The organism is Anaerocolumna sp. (assembly GCF_032079385.1).
Classification (GTDB): Bacteria; Bacillota; Clostridia; order Lachnospirales; family Lachnospiraceae; genus Anaerocolumna.
Genome location: NZ_DAMAUC010000039.1, coordinates 1 through 21,926 on the forward strand (window position 1 = coordinate 1; position 21,926 = coordinate 21,926).

Genomic DNA, 21,926 nt, shown 5'->3' on the forward strand with positions numbered 1-21,926 from the left:
ACAATTTAGATATGTTCTAAGTTTTTACTCTAGGTACTAATGATACTTGAAGGTTTTAGTTGCCAGCAGGAATTAAATAATGTCGTCAAACAATATCTTTCATGTGGAGATACCTATTTCCTCAGTGCTTTCTTTAATAGTATCCTTTGGTAAAAAACTAGCTTACAAGAAGCATTTAAATAATCATAAAATTGTTGACATCACAAATTAAACATATTTTACCTATATTGCTAAGTTATCTGCTAATTTACAAAATAGATTCATTAAACAGCTTTGCCCCACAAGGTAAATTGAACTCAGAAAGCCCCAGTAACACTTTCTGAGTTCTCTATACCCCTCCAGGCAAAACGTACTGTTAATAATTGAAATTTTTATTTTGTTAAATATTCCTCATTGATGGAAATTACTTTGCTCATTGCGTCTTTTCCTGGGGCACCGATGGTATTGCGTTTTCCAACGCAGGTTTGTAAACTAATGGCGTCATAAATATCATTTTCAAAGACAGGACAAATTTCTTTGTATTCGGTTATGGTTAGTTGGTCTAAGGAGATTTTCTTGTTAATGCAATATAAAACTAATTGACCAACAATGCCATGGGCGTCACGGAAAGGGATACCTTTATTAACTAGGTAATCGGCAGCATCGGTTGCATTGGTAAATCCATTTTTGGCACTGGCCTCCATAGTGGGTTTGTTGAACTTTATAGTTGAAAGCATTCCGGTAAAAAGGGCAATACAGCCTTTTACAGTATCAATGGAGTCAAAGGTTAATTCTTTGTCTTCCTGCATGTCCTTATTGTATGCCAGAGGGAGGCCTTTCATGGTGGTTAGAAGAGAGACCAAAGAGCCATAAACACGTCCTGTTTTTCCTCTGATTAGTTCTGCTATGTCCGGATTCTTTTTCTGGGGCATAATGCTGCTTCCTGTTGAGTAGGAGTCATCTAGTTCTACAAACTGGTACTCATTGGTGTTCCATATGATGATTTCTTCACAAAAACGACTTAAGTGCATCATAATAATGGATAAGGTGCTTAAGAACTCAATTAAATAATCTCTATCGGATACGGAATCCATACTATTTAATGTAGGGCCGTAAAAATCCAGCAAACTGGAAGTATATTCGCGGTCAAGAGGGTAGGTAGTGCCCGCCAGCGCGCCGGAGCCGATAGGAGAATAGTTCATCCTCTTATAAATATCATCAAGTCTGGAACGATCTCTTTTAAACATCTCAAAATAGGCCCCCATATGATGGGCCAAGGTGGTGGGCTGAGCTTTTTGAAGATGTGTAAAACCAGGCATATAGGTGTCCATATTATCTTTCATAATTTCATGGAGTACGGATAATAGATCTTTTAATAGCAGGTTTATTTTTACAACTTCATTCCTTGTATATAGTTTCATGTCTAACGCAACCTGATCGTTGCGGCTTCTTCCAGTGTGAAGCTTCTTTCCGGTATCTCCAATTCGCTCTATTAAATTAGCTTCAACAAAGCTGTGAATATCTTCCTGAGTACCATCAATAGCTAAAGTGCCCATAAGAATATCCTCTTTAATGCTATCTAAGCCTTGTATAATGGAATCTTTTTCGGCACCTGTCAAAATATTTTGTTTTGCCAGCATGGTTACATGAGTAATACTTCCTTTAATATCCTCCTTGAAAAGCTTTTGATCAAAGGATATGGATGCATTAAAATTATGAACCAGTTGATTGGTTTCCTTTGTAAAACGGCCGCCCCAAAGTTTCATAGTTATTACCTCGATTCTTTATTAATTTTCTATCATTTTGTAGATTTCATAACAGGGGATATGTAGTATTTAAATTATTATATGTTTAAATATTCATATATTTGATTAATTATACAATAAGATGGGGGATATTTCAATAGTTATTGGAGTTACTGGTATATTTAAATTTTAAACTACAAAAAATGCTTGATATTTTAAACAGGGCAGTTTTTAGAATACATAGCACTTAAACTTTCTTTGTACCATTATTCTTTGTCGGCTGATTAAAAATATCAAGCATATGTTATTAATTAGTAATTACATATAAGCTATGTTTTATACAATGCCTATAGTCATATAGCTTTGTAATGAAATATATATAGTCGTATAGTTTAGTAATGGAATGTCTATAGTCATATAGTTTTGTAATTGAATATCTATAGCTCATATAGTCCGTAATGGAATGTTTATAACTCATATAGTTTTGTATATTTTTCCGTCAAATATCTTACATAATAATCCGCATTCAGAGGTTCCTTCATCATACCCATTAATAATTCATTGGTATTCTTAGAAGCACCGTATTTATGAATATGCTCCTTTAAATATTCACGTATGGGTGCCAGATTGCCTTCTTCCAGATAGGAATGGAATGGCATAATGGATTCCATATGATAATAGATTTGAGCAGCAATAGCGCTGCCGATAGCATAAGATGGGAAATATCCTATATTACCGCAAGCCCAGTGAATATCCTGAAGGATGCCTTCAGAATCAGAAGGGGGCACCACTCCTAAATACTCTTTATATTTTTGATTCCATATATCAGGAAGTTCAGAGATATTAGCTTCACCCGCAAAAATCATTTTCTCAATTTCATAACGAATAATAATGTGCAAGGAATAGGTTAATTCATCTGCTTCCGTACGAATTAAACTAGGAACTGATTTGTTGATAGCTTTAATAAAGGAATCTAAAGTGACATCTTTTAATTGTTCCGGAAAAGTATCTTTTAATTTTGAAAAGATAGGAATCCAGAAAGACTTACTTCTGCCGATAATGTTTTCAAAAAATCTTGACTGAGATTCATGCATACCCATGGAAGCGCCGGTTCCAACCGGTGATAATGTAATGGCAGAATCCACATTCATTTCATATAATGCGTGACCGGTTTCATGTATTACGGAGAATATTGCGCTTTCCAAATTATGTTCTAGAAAATGATTGGTTATACGAACATCCTGATTATGCAATTTGGTTGTAAAGGGGTGAGCACTTTCTGCGATTACACCTCTTGATAAATCAAACCCAACATACTGACTAATAAAGTTACAGAATTCCTTCTGCTTTTCTGTATCAAAGGATTGATAATTATATTCCTTTTTAATCATATCATTTTTCTTAACAACTTCTTTTAATAGCGGAACTATAGAGGACTTTACTTTGTCAAAGAATATATCTAATTCCTTAGTATTAAAACCTTCTTCATAATCATTCAGCAAGACATCATAAAGGTTTTGCCCTTCTTTCACACGATAACTAGCAAACTTTTTATTATACTCCATGATTTCTTCCAGATAAGGAGAAAACATGGAGAAAAGATGCTCTTGTTTTGCCTTTGCCCATATACCGGGAGCTTTTGCAATTAATTCCTGATAGGTTTGATATTCTTCAGGCGGAATATGCTCCATTTCTTCAAAGGTTTTCTTGAGTTTTTTTACGATGGCTTTTTGATTGAAATCTAATTGTTCCTGTTCCTTTTCTTCACTTAATTTATCCAGCAGGCTTTTTACATCTTCATTGATTAAGCTGCTATAGTATTCACTGGAAAGAATTCCAATACTTTTTGCGGTAAGTTCCATGGATTTTTCAGGTGCTAAAGTTTCGGAATCCCATTGTAATAATACCAGGGCAGTTTCTAAAGCAATAGATTTATCCAGGTATTTCATTAGTTTTAAATATGTTTCGTTCATGATTATCATCCCTTCAAATATAATAAATAATAGACAAAAACTGTTCCTACACACTTAGGGCATAGTTGTTTTTACATCAAATACCACATATATATGGAGAAAAACATGATAATTATACCACTATGGTTTGATTACATGTTTCGAAAGAGGCTGCAAAACGGCTTCTTCCACATTTTCACCATGGAAATTTTATGTAGTAAGGATAGTATAACATCCGCTAAATAGAATAGCAATGTTGTAATTGTGTGAAAATTACAATTATATCGGACCAAATACAAACAAATTACAATTTAATGAAAATTTAATTATACAATTCCTATATGAAGTGTTATAATAGCCTTATCAAAGATGATGGCTGTTCCTCTATATATTGGATACAGTATGCTTTGCATAAACAGGATGTACATAATTTTCAAGAAGACAAACAGTTGCGATATGCAATACGAGCTAGTATGAATATGTTTCCATTCCGTGTTTATACTATATATGAATTGGGTTATTATATGTAAATGTAATGGAAATTAACAAAGAAAGAAGGAGAATATAATGATGAATCGTGATTTTACTATTGAAAAAGTTGTAGGCAGAGAAATATTAGATTCCAGAGGAAATCCTACCGTTGAAGTAGAGGTTGTTCTGGCAAATGGCAGTATAGGAAGAGCATCTGTTCCATCAGGTGCCTCCACCGGAGCATTTGAGGCAGTGGAATTAAGAGATAATGATAAAAAGAGATATTTAGGAAATGGTGTTTTAAAGGCTGTTAAAAATGTAAATAAGGTAATAGCAGAAACTATTATTGGAATGAATGCTCTGAATCAGGCTGAAGTTGATAAAAAGATGATAGAAGCAGACGGTACTGAGAATAAAGGACGTTTGGGAGCAAATGCCATATTAGGTGCTTCTTTAGCGGTGGCAAAAGCTGCGGCAGAAGCACTTCAGTTACCTTTGTATCAGTATATTGGCGGTGTTAATGCAAAAGTTCTTCCAGTTCCTATGATGAATATTATTAACGGTGGTAAACATGCGGATTCCAGTTTAAACGTACAGGAGTTTATGATTATGCCGGTAGGAGCATCTACTTTTAGTGAAGGATTGGAATGGAGTACTACGGTTTTCCATACATTAAAGAAATTACTTAAATCTGATGGCTATGTAACAGCTGTAGGTGATGAAGGTGGATTTGCACCTAAATTTGGAAGTGATGAGGAAGCATTAGCTTATATTGTAAAAGCCATTGAAGCTGCGGGATATAAGCCGGGTGATGATTTTTATATTGCAATGGATGTTGCTTCCACCGAGATGTACGAAGAAGCCAAAAAAGCCGGAAGAGAAGGAGAATATTTATTCTGGAAATCCGGCGAATTTAAAACGGTTGATACAATGATTGATTACTTGGAGGACTTATGTAACCGTTATCCAATCAGCTCGATAGAAGATGGATTGGCAGAAGAAGATTTTGAAGGCTGGAAGAAGCTAACGGACAGATTAGGAGGCAGAATTCAGCTTGTAGGTGATGATCTATTCGTTACAAATACCAAGAGAATTTCAAAGGGAATTGAGCAGGGAATCTCCAATTCTGTATTGATTAAGTTTAATCAAATTGGAACTCTAACAGAAACCTTAGAAGCTATCGAAATGGCTAAAAACAATGGATGGACAGCGATTGTGTCCCATAGATCAGGTGAAACAGAAGATGTTACCTTAGCTGATATTGCAGTAGCAACTAATGCTGGACAAATAAAAACAGGTGCACCATCCAGAAGCGACCGTGTTGCTAAGTATAACCGCTTACTTCGTATTGAACATCAGCTTGGCGGAGTTGCTGAATATTTAGGGAAAAAAGCATTTAAATAATTACGATTAAGGCGGAGATTATTTTTCTTAATAGAGATCTCTTATATTCGGTCTAATTAAAAGCTACTAAGTAATAAAAGCTAATAAGTAGATAATAAGAAGAAATAATAGGAGCTAATACCAAATAATTGGATTAAAGAAATATATAAAAACCTTCGAAAAAGCTTTGATATCTAGACTTTTTCGAAGGTTTTTATTAACATTTTTAGTTAAGCTTAGTATTATCCCTAAGCATGGAAGCTGTATTCTAGTATTGAATTTTTTTAGTTTCCCCAATTTTATATGTAAAAGATTTAATGATATTACCGCTATATAATACGATAGAATCTTTACTGCAAATAAAAATGTCTTTTACATATGGCATCTCATCGTACATATTAAAAGAATCTTCTAAAGATGTATCATATGGTCCTTGGTCTTTTAATCTTCTAAGCTCTTCTTTTGTCATTTTTATCCCCCGATCTTACTATGAATTTCTATAATGCCTTTAGTTTTAGTTATTTTGATAGAAGATGGTAAAATCATATATATCAAAACATTAATGCATATAATTTTTCTTATATTAATTATATCATGAATGTAAACCATGTTCATGATCTGGGCACTCCAATCGGCAATTACAAGCAAGCTTGTAATTATTTCATTCCGTTTGTATTATATCATAAGATTAATATAAATGCAAAAGAATGAAAACCATATATTGTAATCAATACATGAAAATTCCCTGGTAATGTATGGTATTTGTCGAATTTCTACTATTTTCTATTGACTTTCTACAATGAAAAAGTTATTATTTATAACCATAATATATTGATTTATATAAAAAATTTTAATGTACTAAATTAATTTTTTTAATAGGTTTCGAAAGAAAAAAACAATATTGCTTTATAATAAAAGCAATATATTTTTTTAAAAGCATGTATACATGTATTTTTTAAAACTTGCAATGTCGAATATTGTAGAATAAGAAAGATAAATGTAAAACATGCTTCATAAAATGAATGGAACATACTATTCTTCAATTAATTGTACACAAAAATAATAAAAGGTAGGTTGAAAAAAATGGGAAAGTATATTGTTAAACGAGTTGGATCTGCATTATTTACAATTTTTATTGCAGCAACTATAACATTTTTTATCATGAATTTGGTTCCAGGTGATCCTTTTATGAGTGAAAAAGCACCAAGTGCAGAAGTGAAAAAAGCTCTGGAATTGAAATACGGTTTAGATAAGCCTCTGATTGTTCAATACAAAAATTATATGCTGAATCTGTTAAAGGGAGATTTTGGCATAAGCTATAAACTTCAAAAGAATAGACAAATTGTTGATATTATAAAAGAATCTTTCCCTACATCAGCAAGATTAGGAGCAATGGCTGTCATTTTTGCTGTGACCTTTGGTATACCCCTTGGATGTATCGCAGCATTAAAGAGAAATAAATGGGTGGATAATTTAATTCGGATCTTGTCAACCCTTGGAATCTCCATTCCCGGATTCGTTATAGCTACCACCACAATGATACTATTTACAGTTAATTTAAAATGGTTACCGACTTCCGGTCTAAAAGGACCTTCCAGCTACATTCTTCCGGTGTTTACCTTGGGCTTTTATCCAATGTGTTACATTGCAAGACTAATGCGTTCCAGTATGTTGGAATCCCTAAGTCAGGATTATATCAGAACTGCCAAAGCAAAAGGTATGAGCAGTTTTATTATCACATTTAAACATGCATTAAGAAATTCTTTAATTCCTGTTATTACTTATTTAGGACCATTGATTGCCAGTGTATTAACCGGTGGTTTCGTCGTAGAGCAGGTATTCAACATTCCCGGTTTAGGAAGATATTTCGTTAAAGCGCTAAATGGTAGAGATTATATGGTTATTATGGGTACAACAATATTTTTAGCTACTTTAATTATAATGATGAATCTGGTTTGTGACTTGCTATATAAAATCGTAGATCCAAGAATTAAATTTGGTGAAGAGTAATAGGAGGAGAAGATAGATGAAATTACAAAAAGGTAATTTATTGAGTATGCAGATGAAATTATCTCCGGAAGATTTTGAACCTGCAACGAAGCAGGAACAGGAGGAGTTAAATAAATTAACTGCAAACACAAGTTACTGGAAAGATGCTTGGAGACGACTAAAACAGAATAAAATAGCTATGATTTCCTTAATAGTTATTATTTTATTTATTCTATTTGCCTTTGTTGGACCATCTTTATCACCATATACCTATGATCAGCAGGTAAGGGGAGATGAAAACATGGCTCCAAATCTAAAACACCTATTTGGAACAGATCAATTGGGACGTGATTTATTGACTCGTGTTATGGTAGGCTCAAGAATATCCATAATCATTGGTGTGGGTTCTGCCCTAATTGTATTAATAATTGGATCTTTATATGGTTCCATTGCCGGATTATTAGGCGGTGTAACAGATAATATAATGATGCGTATTGTTGAAATTATCTATTCCGTACCGGATATACTAATTATTATCTTGTTACAGATTGTTATTAAAGAACCTCTCCAAAAAGCGTTTGACTCTGGTTCTGCACTGGGCTGGCTTCAAAAACTTGGGCCTGGTATCGTAGCTATCTTCATTGTATACGGTTTATTATACTGGGTAGGTATGGCAAGAATCGTCAGAGGACAAGTACTGCAATTAAAACAAATGGAATACATCAATGCTGCATCCGCATTAGGTGCTAATAATAAACGGCTGATTGTAAAACATTTATTACCAAACTGTATTGGTACCTTAATTATTACCACCATGCTTCAGATTCCATCTGCTATCTTTACAGAGTCCTTCTTAAGTTTCTTGGGTTTGGGAGTATCTGTTCCTATGGCCAGCTTGGGAAGCTTAGCTTCAGAGGCACTAAATGGTGTGCAGTCTTATCCATACCGTTTATTATTCCCGGCAATTGCAATCAGTATAATCATATTGTCATTTAACTTATTTGGTGATGGACTTCGTGATGCCCTGGATCCAAAAATGAAGAAATAGGAGGTGGGAACATGACTGAAAATAAGAGTAAAAATCTTTTGGAAGTAAAGGATTTGGAAGTATCTTTCTTTACTTATGCAGGAGAGGTAAAAGCAGTAAGAAGTATTTCTTATGAATTAAAGCCCGGTGAAGTTATGGGTATTGTAGGAGAATCTGGAAGCGGTAAGTCGGTTTCCTCCTATGCGCTAATGGGAATTATTCCGGAACCCGGTAAAGTAATCGGTGGAAATATTATATTTGATGGTAAAGATATTACTAACCTAAGTGAAAAAGAAAGACTGAAAATGAGAGGAAAAGACATTGGTATGATCTTTCAGGATCCAATGACATCTTTGAATCCGGTATTTACAGTTGGAAATCAGATTAATGAATCTTTAAAAAAGCATACGAATCTGAATAAAGAAGAGAGAACTGCAAGAATTATTGAACTATTTCGTTTGGTTGGTATTAATCAGCCGGAAAAACGTATGAATCAATATCCTCATGAATTCTCTGGTGGTATGAGACAGCGTGTTATGATTGCCATGGCACTGGCATGTAATCCTAAATTATTAATTGCTGATGAACCCACTACGGCTCTTGATGTTACTATTCAGTCACAAATTGTTGAATTATTAAAAGATTTAAAAAACAAAATAAATATGGGCATCATTTTTATTACCCATGATTTGGGTGTTATTGCAGACATTTGTGATAAAGTAGCTGTTATGTATGCGGGAAATATTATTGAAACAGGAAGTATAGATGAAATATTCTATGAGCCCAAGCATCCATATACCTGGGGATTGTTAAAATCCATGCCTAAATTAAATGCAGAAGAGCATGAACGTTTAGTGCCAATTGAAGGTAATCCGGTAGACTTAATTAACCCTCCTAAGGGTTGTGCTTTTGCACCAAGATGTAAACATTGCATGAAGATATGTTTAGAAAAGAAACCGCCTGCTTATAATATATCCGCAGGTCACGATGCCCTTTGTTGGCTGCCTGTTAAAGCTGATTATGAAATGGAGGTAAAGAACAATGGGAAGTCAGAATAATGAAAATTTAATTGAAATTAAGAATCTAAAAAAATATTTTCCCATAAAATCCGGATTTAAAACCTCCTATGTAAAAGCGGTAGATGATGTGAGTTTATTTATCAAAAAAGGTGAAACTTTAGGACTTGTTGGTGAAAGCGGTTGTGGAAAAACAACATTGGGAAGGACGATTTTAAGACTTCATGAGCCTTCCGGCGGGCAGATCTTATATAATGGGACAGATATAACAAAAGCGAATATGCACCCCTTTAGAAGAAAAATGCAGATTATCTTTCAGGATCCTTATGCATCTTTAGATCCTAGAATGACGGTAGGTGATATTATTGGGGAACCACTTGATATTCACAAAATGTTTCAAAATAAAAAAGACAGACAGGAGAAAATCTACTCCTTATTAGAAACAGTTGGCCTAAATAGAGAACATGCTAATCGTTTTCCTCATGAATTCTCCGGTGGACAAAGGCAAAGAATTGGTATTGCAAGAGCTTTGGCAGTAGAACCGGAATTTATTGTGTGTGATGAACCGGTATCTGCCCTGGATGTATCCATTCAGGCACAGATTGTAAATATGCTGGAGGATTTGCAGGCAGAGAAAGGCTTTACTTATCTCTTTATTGCTCATGATTTATCCATCGTAAAACATATCAGCAATCGTATTGGCGTTATGTACTTGGGACATTTAGTGGAATTAACAGAAAGCAAAGAATTATATAAGAATCCATTGCATCCATATACTCAAACTCTTTTATCTGCTATTCCTATTGCAGATCCAAAAACAAGCAGGAACAAGCAGCGAATAGTTTTAGAAGGAGATATACCAAGTCCTCTAAATCCACCTAGCGGATGTCCTTTTAGAACAAGATGTCCTAAGGCTACCGAGAAATGTGCACAAGAAAGACCGGAATTAAAAGAATATGGAAGCGGGCATTTTGCGGCTTGTCACAATATTAAGTAATAAAATTTATAATCTTTAGTGATTTATGAGATACTATTACAGCGATAGAAGTGAGCCGGTTTTAAACAGGATAGTAATGGCAAAAGAATACAGTTTTATTCTTTTGTATTTCTATAAATAAGTTATACAGCTAAAATGGAGTTTGCAGGTTAATAAGGTGAAGAGGGAAGTAAAATTACTCTATTGTGCTAGTAAATAAGGAGGAATTTTATGAAAAAGTCAGTAACGAGAAAATCACTGGTTATGCTGTTGGCATTGACTATGCTGGTTACTACAGCTCTAACAGGCTGCGGGAAGAAAGAATCTTCCAGTAACAATACCGGAAATCAATCTGGTAACGACAAAGAAAAATTAGCAATTGATGTAAGTGTTGGTCCGGAACCGGAGACAATTGATCCGACCATTAATACAACTGTTGATGGTGCAGCTTATATCAATCATGTATTTGAAGGTTTAATGAAATTGGATCCAGATGGCAATATTGTAGAGGGTACAGCAGAAAGCTATGAAGTAAGTGAAGATGGATTAGTTTATACATTTAAAATCCGTGATAATGCAAAATGGTCAGATGGAACTCCTTTTACTGCGGATGCTTTTGTATATGCATGGCAAAGATTAGTTGATCCTGCAACAGCATCACAATACAACTATATTATTGATATGGTTAAGAATGCCAACGAAATTATGGCAGGTGAAATGGACAAATCCGAATTAGGAATTAAGGCTTTGGATGAGAAAACTATTGAAGTTACTTTAGCAGTGGCAACACCATATTTCTTGGAAATATGTGCATTCCCAGCTACATTTCCATTAAGAGAAGATATTGTATCTGCAAATCCTGATACATGGATTCAAGATGCTTCTACCTATATCGGTAATGGACCTTATGTCTTAGAAACCTGGGATCATCAATCTATGATTGTATTGAAGAAAAATCCTAACTACTACGGTATAGAAAAGGTAGGTCCGGATACAATTAATTTCCATCTAATGGAAGACAAAAACACAATTCTTGCTTCCTTTGAAAATGGAGAAATCTTATTTGGTGATGACTTGCCAAGTGAAGAAATTGAAAGAATGACTGATAAAGGTTTATATATCCAGGGACAATTAGGAACTTATTTCTTATGTCTGAATGTAGAAAATGAAGCTTTAAAAGATGCAAATGTAAGAAAAGCTTTAACTCTTGCAATTGATAGAAATTATATTGTAAATTCTGTTACAAAAGGTGGACAACAGCCTGCAGATACATTTGTACCAACCGGTTTATCCGATGTGGAAACAACAACAGAATTCCATGAAAAATCAAATAAATGGTATAGTGTAGACCCTGCTGATTACGAGGCAAATGTAAAAGAAGCAAAAAAACTTTTAGAGGATGCCGGATATCCAAATGGAAAAGGTTTCCCTACTGTTGAATTAATGATTAATCCAGGTCATGAATCCGTTGCTGAGGCAGTCATCTATATGTGGCAGCAAGAATTGGGAATCAATGCAACCATATCTTCTCAAGACTGGGCAGTATTCTCAGATACAAGAAACAGCGGTGATTACCAAATCGCTCGTCATGGCTGGCTGGCAGATTACAATGATCCTATTTCTTTCTTAGATATGTGGGTAACTGGTGGTGGTAATAATGATGCACAGTATTCTAATACAGAATATGATAAGTTAATCAAACAGGTAAAAGCTTCTTCTGATAGAGAAGAAAGAATTGCTTTAATGCATCAGGCAGAAGAAATTTTAGCAAAAGATATGCCAATTATCCCTCTTTACTTCTATACAGATTTATATTTGAAATCAGATAAACTAGAAGGATTCTATACATCTCCATTAGGATTTAAATTCTTCACTAATGTATCAGTTACAGAGTAATAAAAGATATAATAAATGGTACAAGTAAAAATAAATAATATTTATAAATAAATAGAGTTGTTACAAAACTATCATCCTGAACCATAAGGGGATGACTCACAACATTACTGGGTCTGCTTTTCAGGATGATAGATTGGTTTTGTAACAGCTCTTTTATTAGATTCCGGAAGAAGCTGTTTAAATTGGCATTCAGGTTATTTACTTTATAAATAAAAACTATTTTTTATACATAGATTTCTGTATCTCTACGATTACTACTGGTAGAAAAGATAAAACCAATACTACTGACCACTGAGCGGCATTTAAAGGCACTACTTTAAATATATTCGCCAATGGTTTTACTGAAATAACCACTACCTGAAGAAAACCACATACGAAAAAGGACAGCAGTAGCTTTATATTAGAAAACAGGCCAATTTTCGTCAGTGAATGCTCGCTTCTCATATTAAAGGAATGAAACAGCTGAGAAAGGCTTAATACTGCGAAAGACATGGTTCTTCCTATGTTTGGAACAAGTGAGGCTGCCATAGTCACGGTATTGCTATGCAAAAGAAGAGGATCTGTAATTACCTGGCTGTCATATACCCGGATACCAATAATAAATGCTAATAGGGCAAGGAAACCTATCATAATTCCTTCGAATAAGATTTTAAATACAAGGCCGTCTGCGAACATGCCTTTATCAGGAGGGATGGGTTTCTTCTTCATAATATCTTTGGCAGCAGGTTCCACTCCTAAGGATATGGCAGGCAGGGAGTCCGTTACAAGATTTACCCACAATAACTGTACCGCCAGAAGAGGAGAAGGTAAGCCAAGGAGAATTGCTACAAATATGGTTATAATTTCACCTATATTACAGGATAAAAGAAAATGAATGGCTTTCTTAATATTATCATAGATACCTCTTCCTTCTTTTACAGCAGCTACGATAGTAGCAAAATTATCATCTGTCAGTATCATGTCAGCTGCATTCTTGGCAACATCAGTACCCGTTATGCCCATGGCACAGCCAATGTCAGCAGCTTTTAAAGCGGGTGCATCATTTACACCATCACCAGTCATGGCAACTACTTCATTCCGTGCCTGAAAAGCTTTAACGATACGGACTTTGTGTTCCGGGGAAACTCTTGCGAATACGGAATAATGGTGAATCTGTTCTATTAAAGAATCATTATCAATCTTAGCAAGTTCTGCTCCTGTCATGGCAAGATCCCCTGAACCCATAATACCTAATTCTTTTGCAATTGCACATGCAGTGGATACATGGTCTCCCGTAATCATAACCGGTTTTATTCCTGCCATCTGACAGGTGAATACTGCCTCAGCAACTTCTTCTCTTGGCGGATCTATCATTCCAATAAGACCAACTAAAATCAAGCCGGATTCCAAAGGCTTTTTAAATTCCAGATTGGATACACCTTTTTTCGAAGAATTGTAATTGGTTATATCAGAAGAAGAAATATTCTTATAAGCTACAGCAATAACTCTTAATGCACGTTCGGCCATGCTTTGATTTTGTTTCTCCATGAATTTAATATGGGTCTGGGTCATCGGTATTTCTTTACCATTTTGATAAACATGGGTGCATTTTGATATTAAAATATCCGGAGCACCTTTGGTAATGCTGCGGATATTTCCGCTGGCTTCCCTATGTACAGTAGTCATGAGCTTTCTTGTAGAGTCAAAAGGTATTTCATAAATTCTTGGATTGTTCAAATCTAATTGGGGTTTTAATATTCCGCACTGGTAAGCTGCTAATATAAATGCCTTTTCTGTGGGCTCTCCGGTTGCGGAAACGGAGGAATGCTTTCCCTTATTCGTTACTTGCAGAATAGAGTCGTTACATAAGGAGGTTAAAGTTAACAGTAATTGACTGTAAGAACTGTCCGGCCTTTCTTTGCCATGAACGGAGGCAAGCTCTGTAACGGTCATTTTATTCTGAGTTAAGGTACCTGTTTTATCGGAACAGATTACCGTTGCGCTGCCAAGAGTTTCTACAGCAGGAAGTTTTCTAATTACCGCATTTTTCTTAGCCATTCGCTGTACACCAAGGGAAAGCATAATAGTTACAATAGCTGGAAGCCCTTCCGGTATAGCAGCTACAGCAAGGCTGACAGAGGTCATAAACATGTCAAATATAGGACGGTCCTTTAAAATACCAAGTATAAATATTACTATGCAGATTAGCAAAGCGGCTATTCCAAGGGCTTTACCCGTACTTGCTAATCTTTTTTGAAGGGGTGTCATTGGAGTATCGTCTTCCATGATTAATTTAGCAATATGACCTACTTCCGTATGCATACCGGTAGCAGTAACGATTGCAGTTCCCCTGCCATATGTAACGATCCCTGTTGCAGTGACCATATTGTGGCGGTCTGCAAGTAAAGCGTCTTCTTTTAATACAATATTTGCTTCTTTTTCCACTGGATGTGACTCACCGGTAAGGGAAGCTTCATCTACTTTTAAGTTTGTAGCAGTTATTAGCCTTCCGTCAGCAGGTACAAAGTGTCCGGTTTCCAGATATATAATATCCCCCGGCACCAATTCTTTGGCATCTACGTTGGAAATGACTCCATCGCGTAAGACATGAGCCGTAGGAGCGGACATTTTCTGGAGCGCTTCCAGGGATTTTTCTGCTTTGGTTTCCTGCAATACACCTAATATGGCATTCAATGTGATAATAAGTAAAATAATAATCGGATCAACAAAATCCAATTGTCCATGCAGCAAGGATACTAAAAAGGATACAAGAGCTGCGCAGATTAAAGTAATGATCATAAAATCAGCAAACTGATTAAAGAATTTTACAATAATACTCTTCTTTTTTTTGGTTGCCAATATATTTAGACCATATTTTTTTTGCCGTTTTAATACCTCTTTTTTGGATAATCCTTTTTCAATAGAAGTTTGTAATGCTTTTTCTGCCTCTTCTTTGGTGGTACAGTGCCAATTCATCATACTTAACCTCTTTTCTCACCTTAACCTTTTCATGTATGTCTAAATAATTATATGAGGCAAGTTGCCAAACAATACATTTCTGCTTATATTGCATAGACAAGAATTATATTATTATCTGATATTAAGTTTTGAGGGATTTCGACTTCAACAAATGTTTGGATTTTATTCTTCACTCCTTTCACAGTTGGAAAGCCACGATATTTAGGGTAAAAGATTAGTATTAATGGGATTTACTTTTAAGTGATTTCCTATATAATAAATAGTGATTGTTTTAAATATATAAAAAAATATAGTAAAAGAAGAATGAAAGGGTATTATTCAGATGAAAAAAGATATGACCACAGACATGACGGTAGGCAGCCCTGCAAAGCTATTGCTTCAATTTTCCATTCCTTTGTTAATAGGAAATGTATTCCAACAGCTATATAATATGGTAGATGCTATTGTAGTTGGTAATTATGAAGGAAAAGAAGCTTTGGCAGCAGTAGGAACAACAGGTCCCATTAACTTTCTTATATTTTCTCTAGCTTTGGGGTTAGCAGCGGGCATATCCATAATTACGTCTCAGTTTTTTGGGGCGAAGGATGAAGAAAATATTAAAAAGAGCTTTGCAACGGGGGCATATGTAATTATAGTTGCTTTAGTTATCATGGGTATTCTGGGATTTTTTGCAAGCAGATCCATGCTGGAATTATTAAACACGCCGGATAATATTATTGATCAGGCAGTTACATATTTAAAAATCTGTAGTATCGGTATTATAGGGATTGGTGCCTATAATTGGATAGCTACTATATTAAGGGCGTTAGGTGATTCCATAACTCCATTAATATTCTTAGTTGTGGCATGTATTTTAAATATAATTTTAGACTTATTGTTTGTTATTGTTTTTCATATGGGAGTTGCAGGAGTAGCCTGGGCAACGATTATTTCCCAAATAGTAGCGGCAATTGGTTGTATCTTATATGCCTTTAAGAAGGTTGAGTTATTGCGAATGCCTATAAATGAATTTCGTCCGGATAAGAAAATTGTAAAGAAATGTTTGATGCTTGGCATTCCGGTTGCTTTGCAGAATTCTTTTGTATCTCTTTCGACTATGGCGCTGCAAGGAGTTATTAATAATTATGGAGATACTATAATGGCATCAGCAACTGCTGCAACCAGAATTGAACAGTTGATTCTTCAGCCAGGTGTATCCCTGGGAATGGCAGTGACCACCTTTACAGGACAGAATATAGGTGCAGGAAAGTTTGATAGGGTAAAGAAAGGTTTTGCTTCTGCAACAAAATTTATAGTTGGATTTAGTTTATTTATGCTTCCTGTAATTTATTTTGGAGGAGGAGCTATCATAAACTTATTTATTAAAGCAGAAGATCAGGAAGTAATACGAATAGGAATTGAGGCCCTTCGAGTTCCATGCTTCTTCTATAGCTTTGTAGGAATGATTTTTGTCTCAAGAAACTTGCTAAGTGGCGCCGGGGATGTGAAGATTCCTATGCTTATGGGCGTTACAGAAGTAGTGTGCAGAGTAGTCTTTGCTAATGTGCTATCATCCTATTTTGGATACCAGGGTATCTGGTGGGCAACAGGATTAACCTGGCTTTTAACTTCTACGGTTGGATGTATTCGGTATGCATCCGGAAAGTGGAAAGATAAATCTCTGGTAACCAGTGTTTAGATTTATTATAAGATTACCTTTTTTAGTCCAATTACTTTAAAATTTAGATAATATAAGGGTACGTGCTCTAAGAATTTAAATACTAGAATTCTTAGATAATACGTACCCTTATAATTATTTTGTCTCCGTTTCTGTTCCCGGACTTTTCTTTTTTCTTGCTCTGGCTATAACCGTTAATAAAATCAAAACCGTCAGGGGCAGTATAATATCTTTATATCTTTCATAATAGCCGCTGACTAATCTCCATTTATCATGTAATATAAATCCCAATCCTATAAGAACCGAATTCCAAACAGTAATTCCAAAGAAAGAGCATATTAGAAAAGTAATTGGATTTTGTTTTGCTGCACCTGCAATAAATGCAATATAGGTACGGCATATAGGTATAAGACGGCCAATACACACAGCGAATCCACCATACGTTATAAACTTTTCCTGAGATGATTGTATTCCATTTCCTGCTTTGGGAAATCTTTTTACCAGTCTGTCTATTAGAGCACCTCCTCCGACTCTACCTACTACATAACAAAAGCTGGTGCCCAGTAAGCCGGCAATTACACTGACTGGAAGAATAACGAAATAGCTTATATGCTGCAAAGAAGCGATTGCACCTGAGAAAGGCAGAACAATTTCACTAGATATAGGAAAACATGCGTATTCAATGAGTATGATAAAAAACATAGCCCAAATCCCATGCTTAAATATAAGATTTGTAAAGTAATTCATGAAATCTCCTATAGGAATGAATTTATTAAAATATATTAACAAAGAACTATATTCATGATTATATTTCAAAGAAAAGTACTTTAAGGAAGTAATATCACAAAAAATCATTTCGCGGGAAAACCAATAATCTAAAATTGGAATTAGCTTCAAATTATATTAACAAATGTAAGAAAAAATGCTATAATTTATAACGATTGGTATTTGGGAAGATACAAAATATCATATATATATTTCAAAGGTGAACAAATAAAAAGTTTATTTAAGGAATTTTACTTGAATTAGAAGGAGTGGAGTTTAACATATGAGAAAATTATCACGTTTTTTAAAACCTTATAGGAAGCTTTTGGTCATTGGACCTATGTTTAAGCTTTTTGAGGCAATTTTAGAATTGCTGTTGCCTTATTTTATGTCCAAGGTTATTGATATAGGTGTTGCAAATGGAGATAAAAAATATATTCTTACCATGGGCGGTATTATGTTATTAACAGCCATTGTGGGTATATCCTGTGCCTTGGCCTGCCAATATAGCGCCTCCCTGGTTTCGCAAGGAGTTGGTACGGACATCCGTAATGAAATGTTTGAACATATCGGTACTTTTTCCAATGCCGAACTGGACCGTTTTGGAACATCTTCTTTGATTAATAGAATAACAGGAGATGTAAATCAAGTTCAGCTTGCAGTGGCTATGTTAATTCGACTTGTAATTCGTGCTCCTTTCCTCTGTATTGGCGGTCTGACTATGGCCTTTATCATTGACTTTAAATTATCTATTATTATGCTTGTTGTTTTGCCTATATTTGTTCTAATACTTATGCTTACCATGAAAAGAACAGTTCCTTTATATAAGGCGGTGCAAAAGAGTATTGACCGTATCGGCCTGGTGTTACGGGAAAACCTCAGCGGAGTTCGTGTCATTCGTGCATTTGCAAGAACTGATTATGAAAAGGCCCGTTTTGCATATAGAAATAAAGAATATGCAGATCATGCCATAAAAGTGGGCAGAATCTCCGCTTTACTAAATCCATTAACGAATCTGGTGCTAAACTTTGCAATTGCAGCAATTATATGGTTTGGCGGAATCCGTGTCAACAAGGGAAGTATGACAACTGGTGAAGTAATTGCCTTAATTGGTTATGTTACACAGATTTTGGCGGCTTTAATCGTTATATCAAATCTGGTTGTTATATTTACAAAGGCATTTGCTTCAGCTGCCAGAGTTTCGGAAGTTTTAGAAACCAAATCCACCATAACAGATAATATGGGAGCCAATACATTTAATTTTGCTAGTAATAATACTAAGGATGGTACAAGTATACAAAGTGGTTCAGCAAAGAAAGGCATGCAAAGGAAGGAAGACTATATTGTAGAATTCAAAGATGTTGCCATGTCCTATGATAAAAGTGATAATTATGATATTGAAAATATTACCTTTAAGGTAAAACGTGGTGATACCATAGGAATCATAGGAGGTACCGGCTCCGGTAAATCAACGGTAGTAAACCTCATTCTAAGAATGTATGATGTTCAAAAAGGGGCTGTTATGGTAGAGAATAAGGATGTAAGAGAATACAACCTCCATGAATTAAGAGAAAAAATAGGCCTGGTTCCACAAAAGTCCGTGCTATTTACCGGTACCATAGCAGAAAATATACGTTGGGGCAAAGAGGATGCAACTATGGAAGAAATTAAGCAGGCGGCTGATATTGCGCAGGCATCGGAATTCATTGAACGTATGCCGGATCGATATAACAGTAAAATATATAGAGGCGGAACCAATGTATCTGGAGGCCAGCGGCAAAGACTTGCCATTGCAAGGGCCATGGTCCGAAAACCGGATATTTTAATTTTAGACGACAGTTTTAATGCACTGGACTATGTAACCGATGCAAATCTCAGGAAAGCTTTAAAATTTCAGGCGAATGCTATGACAACCTTTATTGTTACTCAAAGGGCAAGTACCATTAAATCTGCAGATCAGATTATTGTATTAAACGATGGTGAAATAGCCGGAATTGGTACACATGATAAATTGCTTAATACTTGTGAAATCTATAGAGAAATCTGTCAGTCACAGGAAATGAATTAAAAAGCGCCAAAGCTGGAATAGAGGTTAGGTTGAAAAACAAGTTTACAACCGGCAATTTGTGCTGGCGGACAAAGTTACAGTTATATTAAAAAGCGCCAAAGCGCTGGAAACGAGGTAGTATGAAAAGTTCAACGATTAAACGAATCTTTAGTTACGTAGGAAAATACAAAGTACATCTGATTGCCGTTGTGATCTGTGCTATTCTTGGAAATACATTATTTATTTTAAGCCCCTTGTTAACAGGAAAGGCAATTGACTATATTATAGGAGCAGGCCAGGTTGATTTCCAGGGTTTAATACGTATAATAAGCGGGTTGCTAGTGATTTATATAGTAGGCAGTATATTTCAATGGCTTATGTCTGTTATCAGTAATGTTGCAGCCAATAATACCATTCATGATATACGTAAAGAGGCTTTTGATAAATTAAACACATTGCCCCTTCGTTATTTTGACAGCCAACCCCATGGTGATATTATCAGCCGGCTGACCAATGATATTGAAGCAATATCCGATGGTTTATTCCAAGGTATAACCCAGATCATATCAGCGGTGATCATTATAATCGGATGTTTTATCTTCATGCTGACAATCAGCCCTATTATTACCTTAGTGGTTGTGCTGATTACACCCCTTTGCTTTTTCATAGCTTCTTTCATAGCCAAACATTCAAAAAGAATGTATGTGGCTCAGTCAAAAACAGTGGGAGAGCTGAATGGGTATGTGGAAGAAATGATAGGAAATAGTAAAGTGATTAAGGCATTTAGTTTTGAACAACATACTCTAGAACATTTTAAAGAAATAAATGGGAGACTGTATACCGTTGGTCAAAAGGCACAATGGTATTCTTCTTTAACCAATCCCACTACACGGTTAGTAAATAACATAGCTTATGTTTCCGTAACCATGATTGGCGGATTTATGGCACTGGTCGGCAGATTGTCTGTGGGAAATATCGCAAGCTTTTTAACTTACTCCAATCAATTTGCAAAGCCAATCAATGAAATAACCGCTATTACTTCACAAATTCAGCTGGCAATAGCTTCAGCTGAAAGAATCTTCGCATTACTGGATCAGGAGCCGGAACGGTCGGCTTTAGAACCGGAAGAAGACCTTGAGAACTGCCAAGGGGCAGTTACGTTTAAGGATGTGGATTTCTCCTATTCTCCGGAAGTTCCATTGATTCAGAATTTTAACCTGCAAGTTAAAAAAGGACAGACTGTAGCTATAGTCGGTCCAACCGGAGCCGGAAAGACTACTTTGGTAAATCTGTTAATGAATTTTTATCAAGTTAACTCAGGAGAAATCCAAATTGATGGAAAGAACATATACTATATTCAACGGGATAACCTAAGAAAATCCATAGGGATGGTATTACAAGACAGCTGGCTATTCTCCGGAACAATAGCGGAAAATATAGCATATGGCAAACCGGAGGCTTCCAGAGAAGAAATCATAGAGGCGGCCAGGGCTTCCTGGGCACATAGTTTTATCAAAAGGCTGCCAAACGGTTACGACACCCTTATAGATGAAGAGGGAAATAATCTTTCTCAGGGACAAAAGCAGCTTCTTACTATTGCCAGAGTCATGATTATGGATCCGCCTATGTTAGTCCTTGATGAAGCTACCAGCAGCATTGATACACGTACTGAAATAAACATACAGAAGGCATTTCATAATATGATGGAGGGAAGAACCAGCTTTGTAATAGCGCATAGACTTTCAACAATAAAGGAAGCTGATGTGATACTGGTACTTCAAAATGGCAATATAGTAGAACAGGGTAAGCATGATGAACTGTTAAGTAAAAAAGGATTTTATCATAAATTATATTATAGTCAATTCTCTGCTTAACAAATACTAGAGATATTTATTTAATTTTCTGTAGGGGATAGCTCTAAAATTTTAACTTTTTAGTTCATGGTTCTTTAACACTTTTGAAATAGATGTGACACGGGAATAACACAATAGTAAATTATGGTATTTTATGAGGTTTTATTTCATACACTGATTTGACAAGTTGTATTTGTCTTAAATAAGAAATA

Annotated in this window: 14 protein-coding genes; 9 read left to right on the forward strand and 5 right to left on the reverse strand. The window is 35.3% G+C overall.

The features are described from left to right. Positions 1 to 371 precede the first annotated feature (371 nt). Positions 372 to 1,745, reverse strand: coding sequence for an argininosuccinate lyase (gene argH / locus RT261_RS19795; protein ID WP_313134864.1), 1,374 nt, complete (start codon positions 1,743 to 1,745; stop codon positions 372 to 374). A 446-nt stretch (positions 1,746 to 2,191) separates the two neighbouring features. Next, positions 2,192 to 3,697 (reverse strand): carboxypeptidase M32, encoded by a 1,506-nt coding sequence (locus tag RT261_RS19800; protein WP_313134865.1) that lies wholly within the window; start codon positions 3,695 to 3,697, stop codon positions 2,192 to 2,194. 549 nt (positions 3,698 to 4,246) lie between these two features. Here RT261_RS19800 and eno point away from each other — a divergent pair. Continuing rightward, complete coding sequence (eno, locus tag RT261_RS19805) at positions 4,247 to 5,551, forward strand: phosphopyruvate hydratase (protein WP_313134884.1); 1,305 nt, start codon at positions 4,247 to 4,249, stop codon at positions 5,549 to 5,551. A gap of 247 nt (positions 5,552 to 5,798) precedes the next feature. Here the strand turns inward: eno and RT261_RS19810 are convergent, their stop codons facing one another. Beyond that, positions 5,799 to 5,999 (reverse strand): hypothetical protein, encoded by a 201-nt coding sequence (locus tag RT261_RS19810; RefSeq protein WP_313134866.1) that lies wholly within the window; start codon positions 5,997 to 5,999, stop codon positions 5,799 to 5,801. 614 nt (positions 6,000 to 6,613) lie between these two features. Here RT261_RS19810 and RT261_RS19815 point away from each other — a divergent pair. The 5 genes from RT261_RS19815 to RT261_RS19835 all read left to right on the forward strand — a co-directional run bounded on the left by RT261_RS19815 (position 6,614) and on the right by RT261_RS19835 (position 12,434). After that, the gene (locus RT261_RS19815) at positions 6,614 to 7,540 is read left to right on the forward strand and encodes an ABC transporter permease (RefSeq protein ID WP_313134867.1); all 927 of its coding nucleotides are present in this window, start codon (positions 6,614 to 6,616) and stop codon (positions 7,538 to 7,540) included. 16 nt (positions 7,541 to 7,556) lie between these two features. Further along, complete coding sequence (locus RT261_RS19820; RefSeq protein ID WP_313134868.1) at positions 7,557 to 8,567, forward strand: ABC transporter permease; 1,011 nt, start codon at positions 7,557 to 7,559, stop codon at positions 8,565 to 8,567. Positions 8,568 to 8,578: 11 nt separating this feature from the next. Then, positions 8,579 to 9,604, forward strand: a complete 1,026-nt coding sequence (locus tag RT261_RS19825; RefSeq protein WP_313134869.1) for an ABC transporter ATP-binding protein — start codon at positions 8,579 to 8,581, stop codon at positions 9,602 to 9,604. Next, positions 9,588 to 10,559 (forward strand): ABC transporter ATP-binding protein, encoded by a 972-nt coding sequence (locus RT261_RS19830; RefSeq protein ID WP_313134870.1) that lies wholly within the window; start codon positions 9,588 to 9,590, stop codon positions 10,557 to 10,559. Before RT261_RS19825 ends, RT261_RS19830 begins: the two co-directional genes overlap by 17 nt. Positions 10,560 to 10,769: 210 nt before the next feature. Further along, entirely contained in the window at positions 10,770 to 12,434 is a 1,665-nt protein-coding gene (locus RT261_RS19835) for a peptide ABC transporter substrate-binding protein (RefSeq protein WP_313134871.1), read from the forward strand. Between the two features lie 216 nt (positions 12,435 to 12,650). Here the strand turns inward: RT261_RS19835 and RT261_RS19840 are convergent, their stop codons facing one another. Next, positions 12,651 to 15,392 (reverse strand): calcium-translocating P-type ATPase, PMCA-type, encoded by a 2,742-nt coding sequence (locus tag RT261_RS19840; RefSeq protein ID WP_313134872.1) that lies wholly within the window; start codon positions 15,390 to 15,392, stop codon positions 12,651 to 12,653. A gap of 322 nt (positions 15,393 to 15,714) precedes the next feature. Between RT261_RS19840 and RT261_RS19845 the strand changes: the two genes are divergently transcribed. After that, entirely contained in the window at positions 15,715 to 17,070 is a 1,356-nt protein-coding gene (locus RT261_RS19845; RefSeq protein ID WP_313134873.1) for an MATE family efflux transporter, read from the forward strand. 114 nt (positions 17,071 to 17,184) lie between these two features. Here RT261_RS19845 and RT261_RS19850 read toward each other — a convergent pair whose 3' ends face one another. Then, positions 17,185 to 17,796 (reverse strand): DedA family protein, encoded by a 612-nt coding sequence (locus tag RT261_RS19850; RefSeq protein ID WP_313134874.1) that lies wholly within the window; start codon positions 17,794 to 17,796, stop codon positions 17,185 to 17,187. 301 nt (positions 17,797 to 18,097) lie between these two features. Between RT261_RS19850 and RT261_RS19855 the strand changes: the two genes are divergently transcribed. Further along, positions 18,098 to 19,882 (forward strand): ABC transporter ATP-binding protein, encoded by a 1,785-nt coding sequence (locus RT261_RS19855; protein WP_313134876.1) that lies wholly within the window; start codon positions 18,098 to 18,100, stop codon positions 19,880 to 19,882. 119 nt (positions 19,883 to 20,001) lie between these two features. Then, complete coding sequence (locus RT261_RS19860; RefSeq protein ID WP_313134878.1) at positions 20,002 to 21,735, forward strand: ABC transporter ATP-binding protein; 1,734 nt, start codon at positions 20,002 to 20,004, stop codon at positions 21,733 to 21,735. Positions 21,736 to 21,926: the final 191 nt, after the last annotated feature.

Excerpts from the sequence above, each read along its gene's own strand:
- RT261_RS19845 (WP_313134873.1), top strand. The coding sequence starts at position 15,715 with ATGAAAAAAGATATGACCACAGACATGACGGTAGGCAGCCCTGCAAAG.
- RT261_RS19860 (WP_313134878.1), top strand. The coding sequence starts at position 20,002 with ATGAAAAGTTCAACGATTAAACGAATCTTTAGTTACGTAGGAAAATAC.
- RT261_RS19825 (WP_313134869.1), top strand. The coding sequence starts at position 8,579 with ATGACTGAAAATAAGAGTAAAAATCTTTTGGAAGTAAAGGATTTGGAA.
- RT261_RS19800 (WP_313134865.1), bottom strand. The coding sequence starts at position 3,697 with ATGAACGAAACATATTTAAAACTAATGAAATACCTGGATAAATCTATT.
- RT261_RS19850 (WP_313134874.1), bottom strand. The coding sequence starts at position 17,796 with ATGAATTACTTTACAAATCTTATATTTAAGCATGGGATTTGGGCTATG.
- RT261_RS19835 (WP_313134871.1), top strand. The coding sequence starts at position 10,770 with ATGAAAAAGTCAGTAACGAGAAAATCACTGGTTATGCTGTTGGCATTG.
- RT261_RS19820 (WP_313134868.1), top strand. The coding sequence starts at position 7,557 with ATGAAATTACAAAAAGGTAATTTATTGAGTATGCAGATGAAATTATCT.
- argH (WP_313134864.1), bottom strand. The coding sequence starts at position 1,745 with ATGAAACTTTGGGGCGGCCGTTTTACAAAGGAAACCAATCAACTGGTT.
- RT261_RS19830 (WP_313134870.1), top strand. The coding sequence starts at position 9,588 with ATGGGAAGTCAGAATAATGAAAATTTAATTGAAATTAAGAATCTAAAA.
- eno (WP_313134884.1), top strand. The coding sequence starts at position 4,247 with ATGAATCGTGATTTTACTATTGAAAAAGTTGTAGGCAGAGAAATATTA.
- RT261_RS19840 (WP_313134872.1), bottom strand. The coding sequence starts at position 15,392 with ATGATGAATTGGCACTGTACCACCAAAGAAGAGGCAGAAAAAGCATTA.
- RT261_RS19815 (WP_313134867.1), top strand. The coding sequence starts at position 6,614 with ATGGGAAAGTATATTGTTAAACGAGTTGGATCTGCATTATTTACAATT.
- RT261_RS19855 (WP_313134876.1), top strand. The coding sequence starts at position 18,098 with ATGAGAAAATTATCACGTTTTTTAAAACCTTATAGGAAGCTTTTGGTC.
- RT261_RS19810 (WP_313134866.1), bottom strand. The coding sequence starts at position 5,999 with ATGACAAAAGAAGAGCTTAGAAGATTAAAAGACCAAGGACCATATGAT.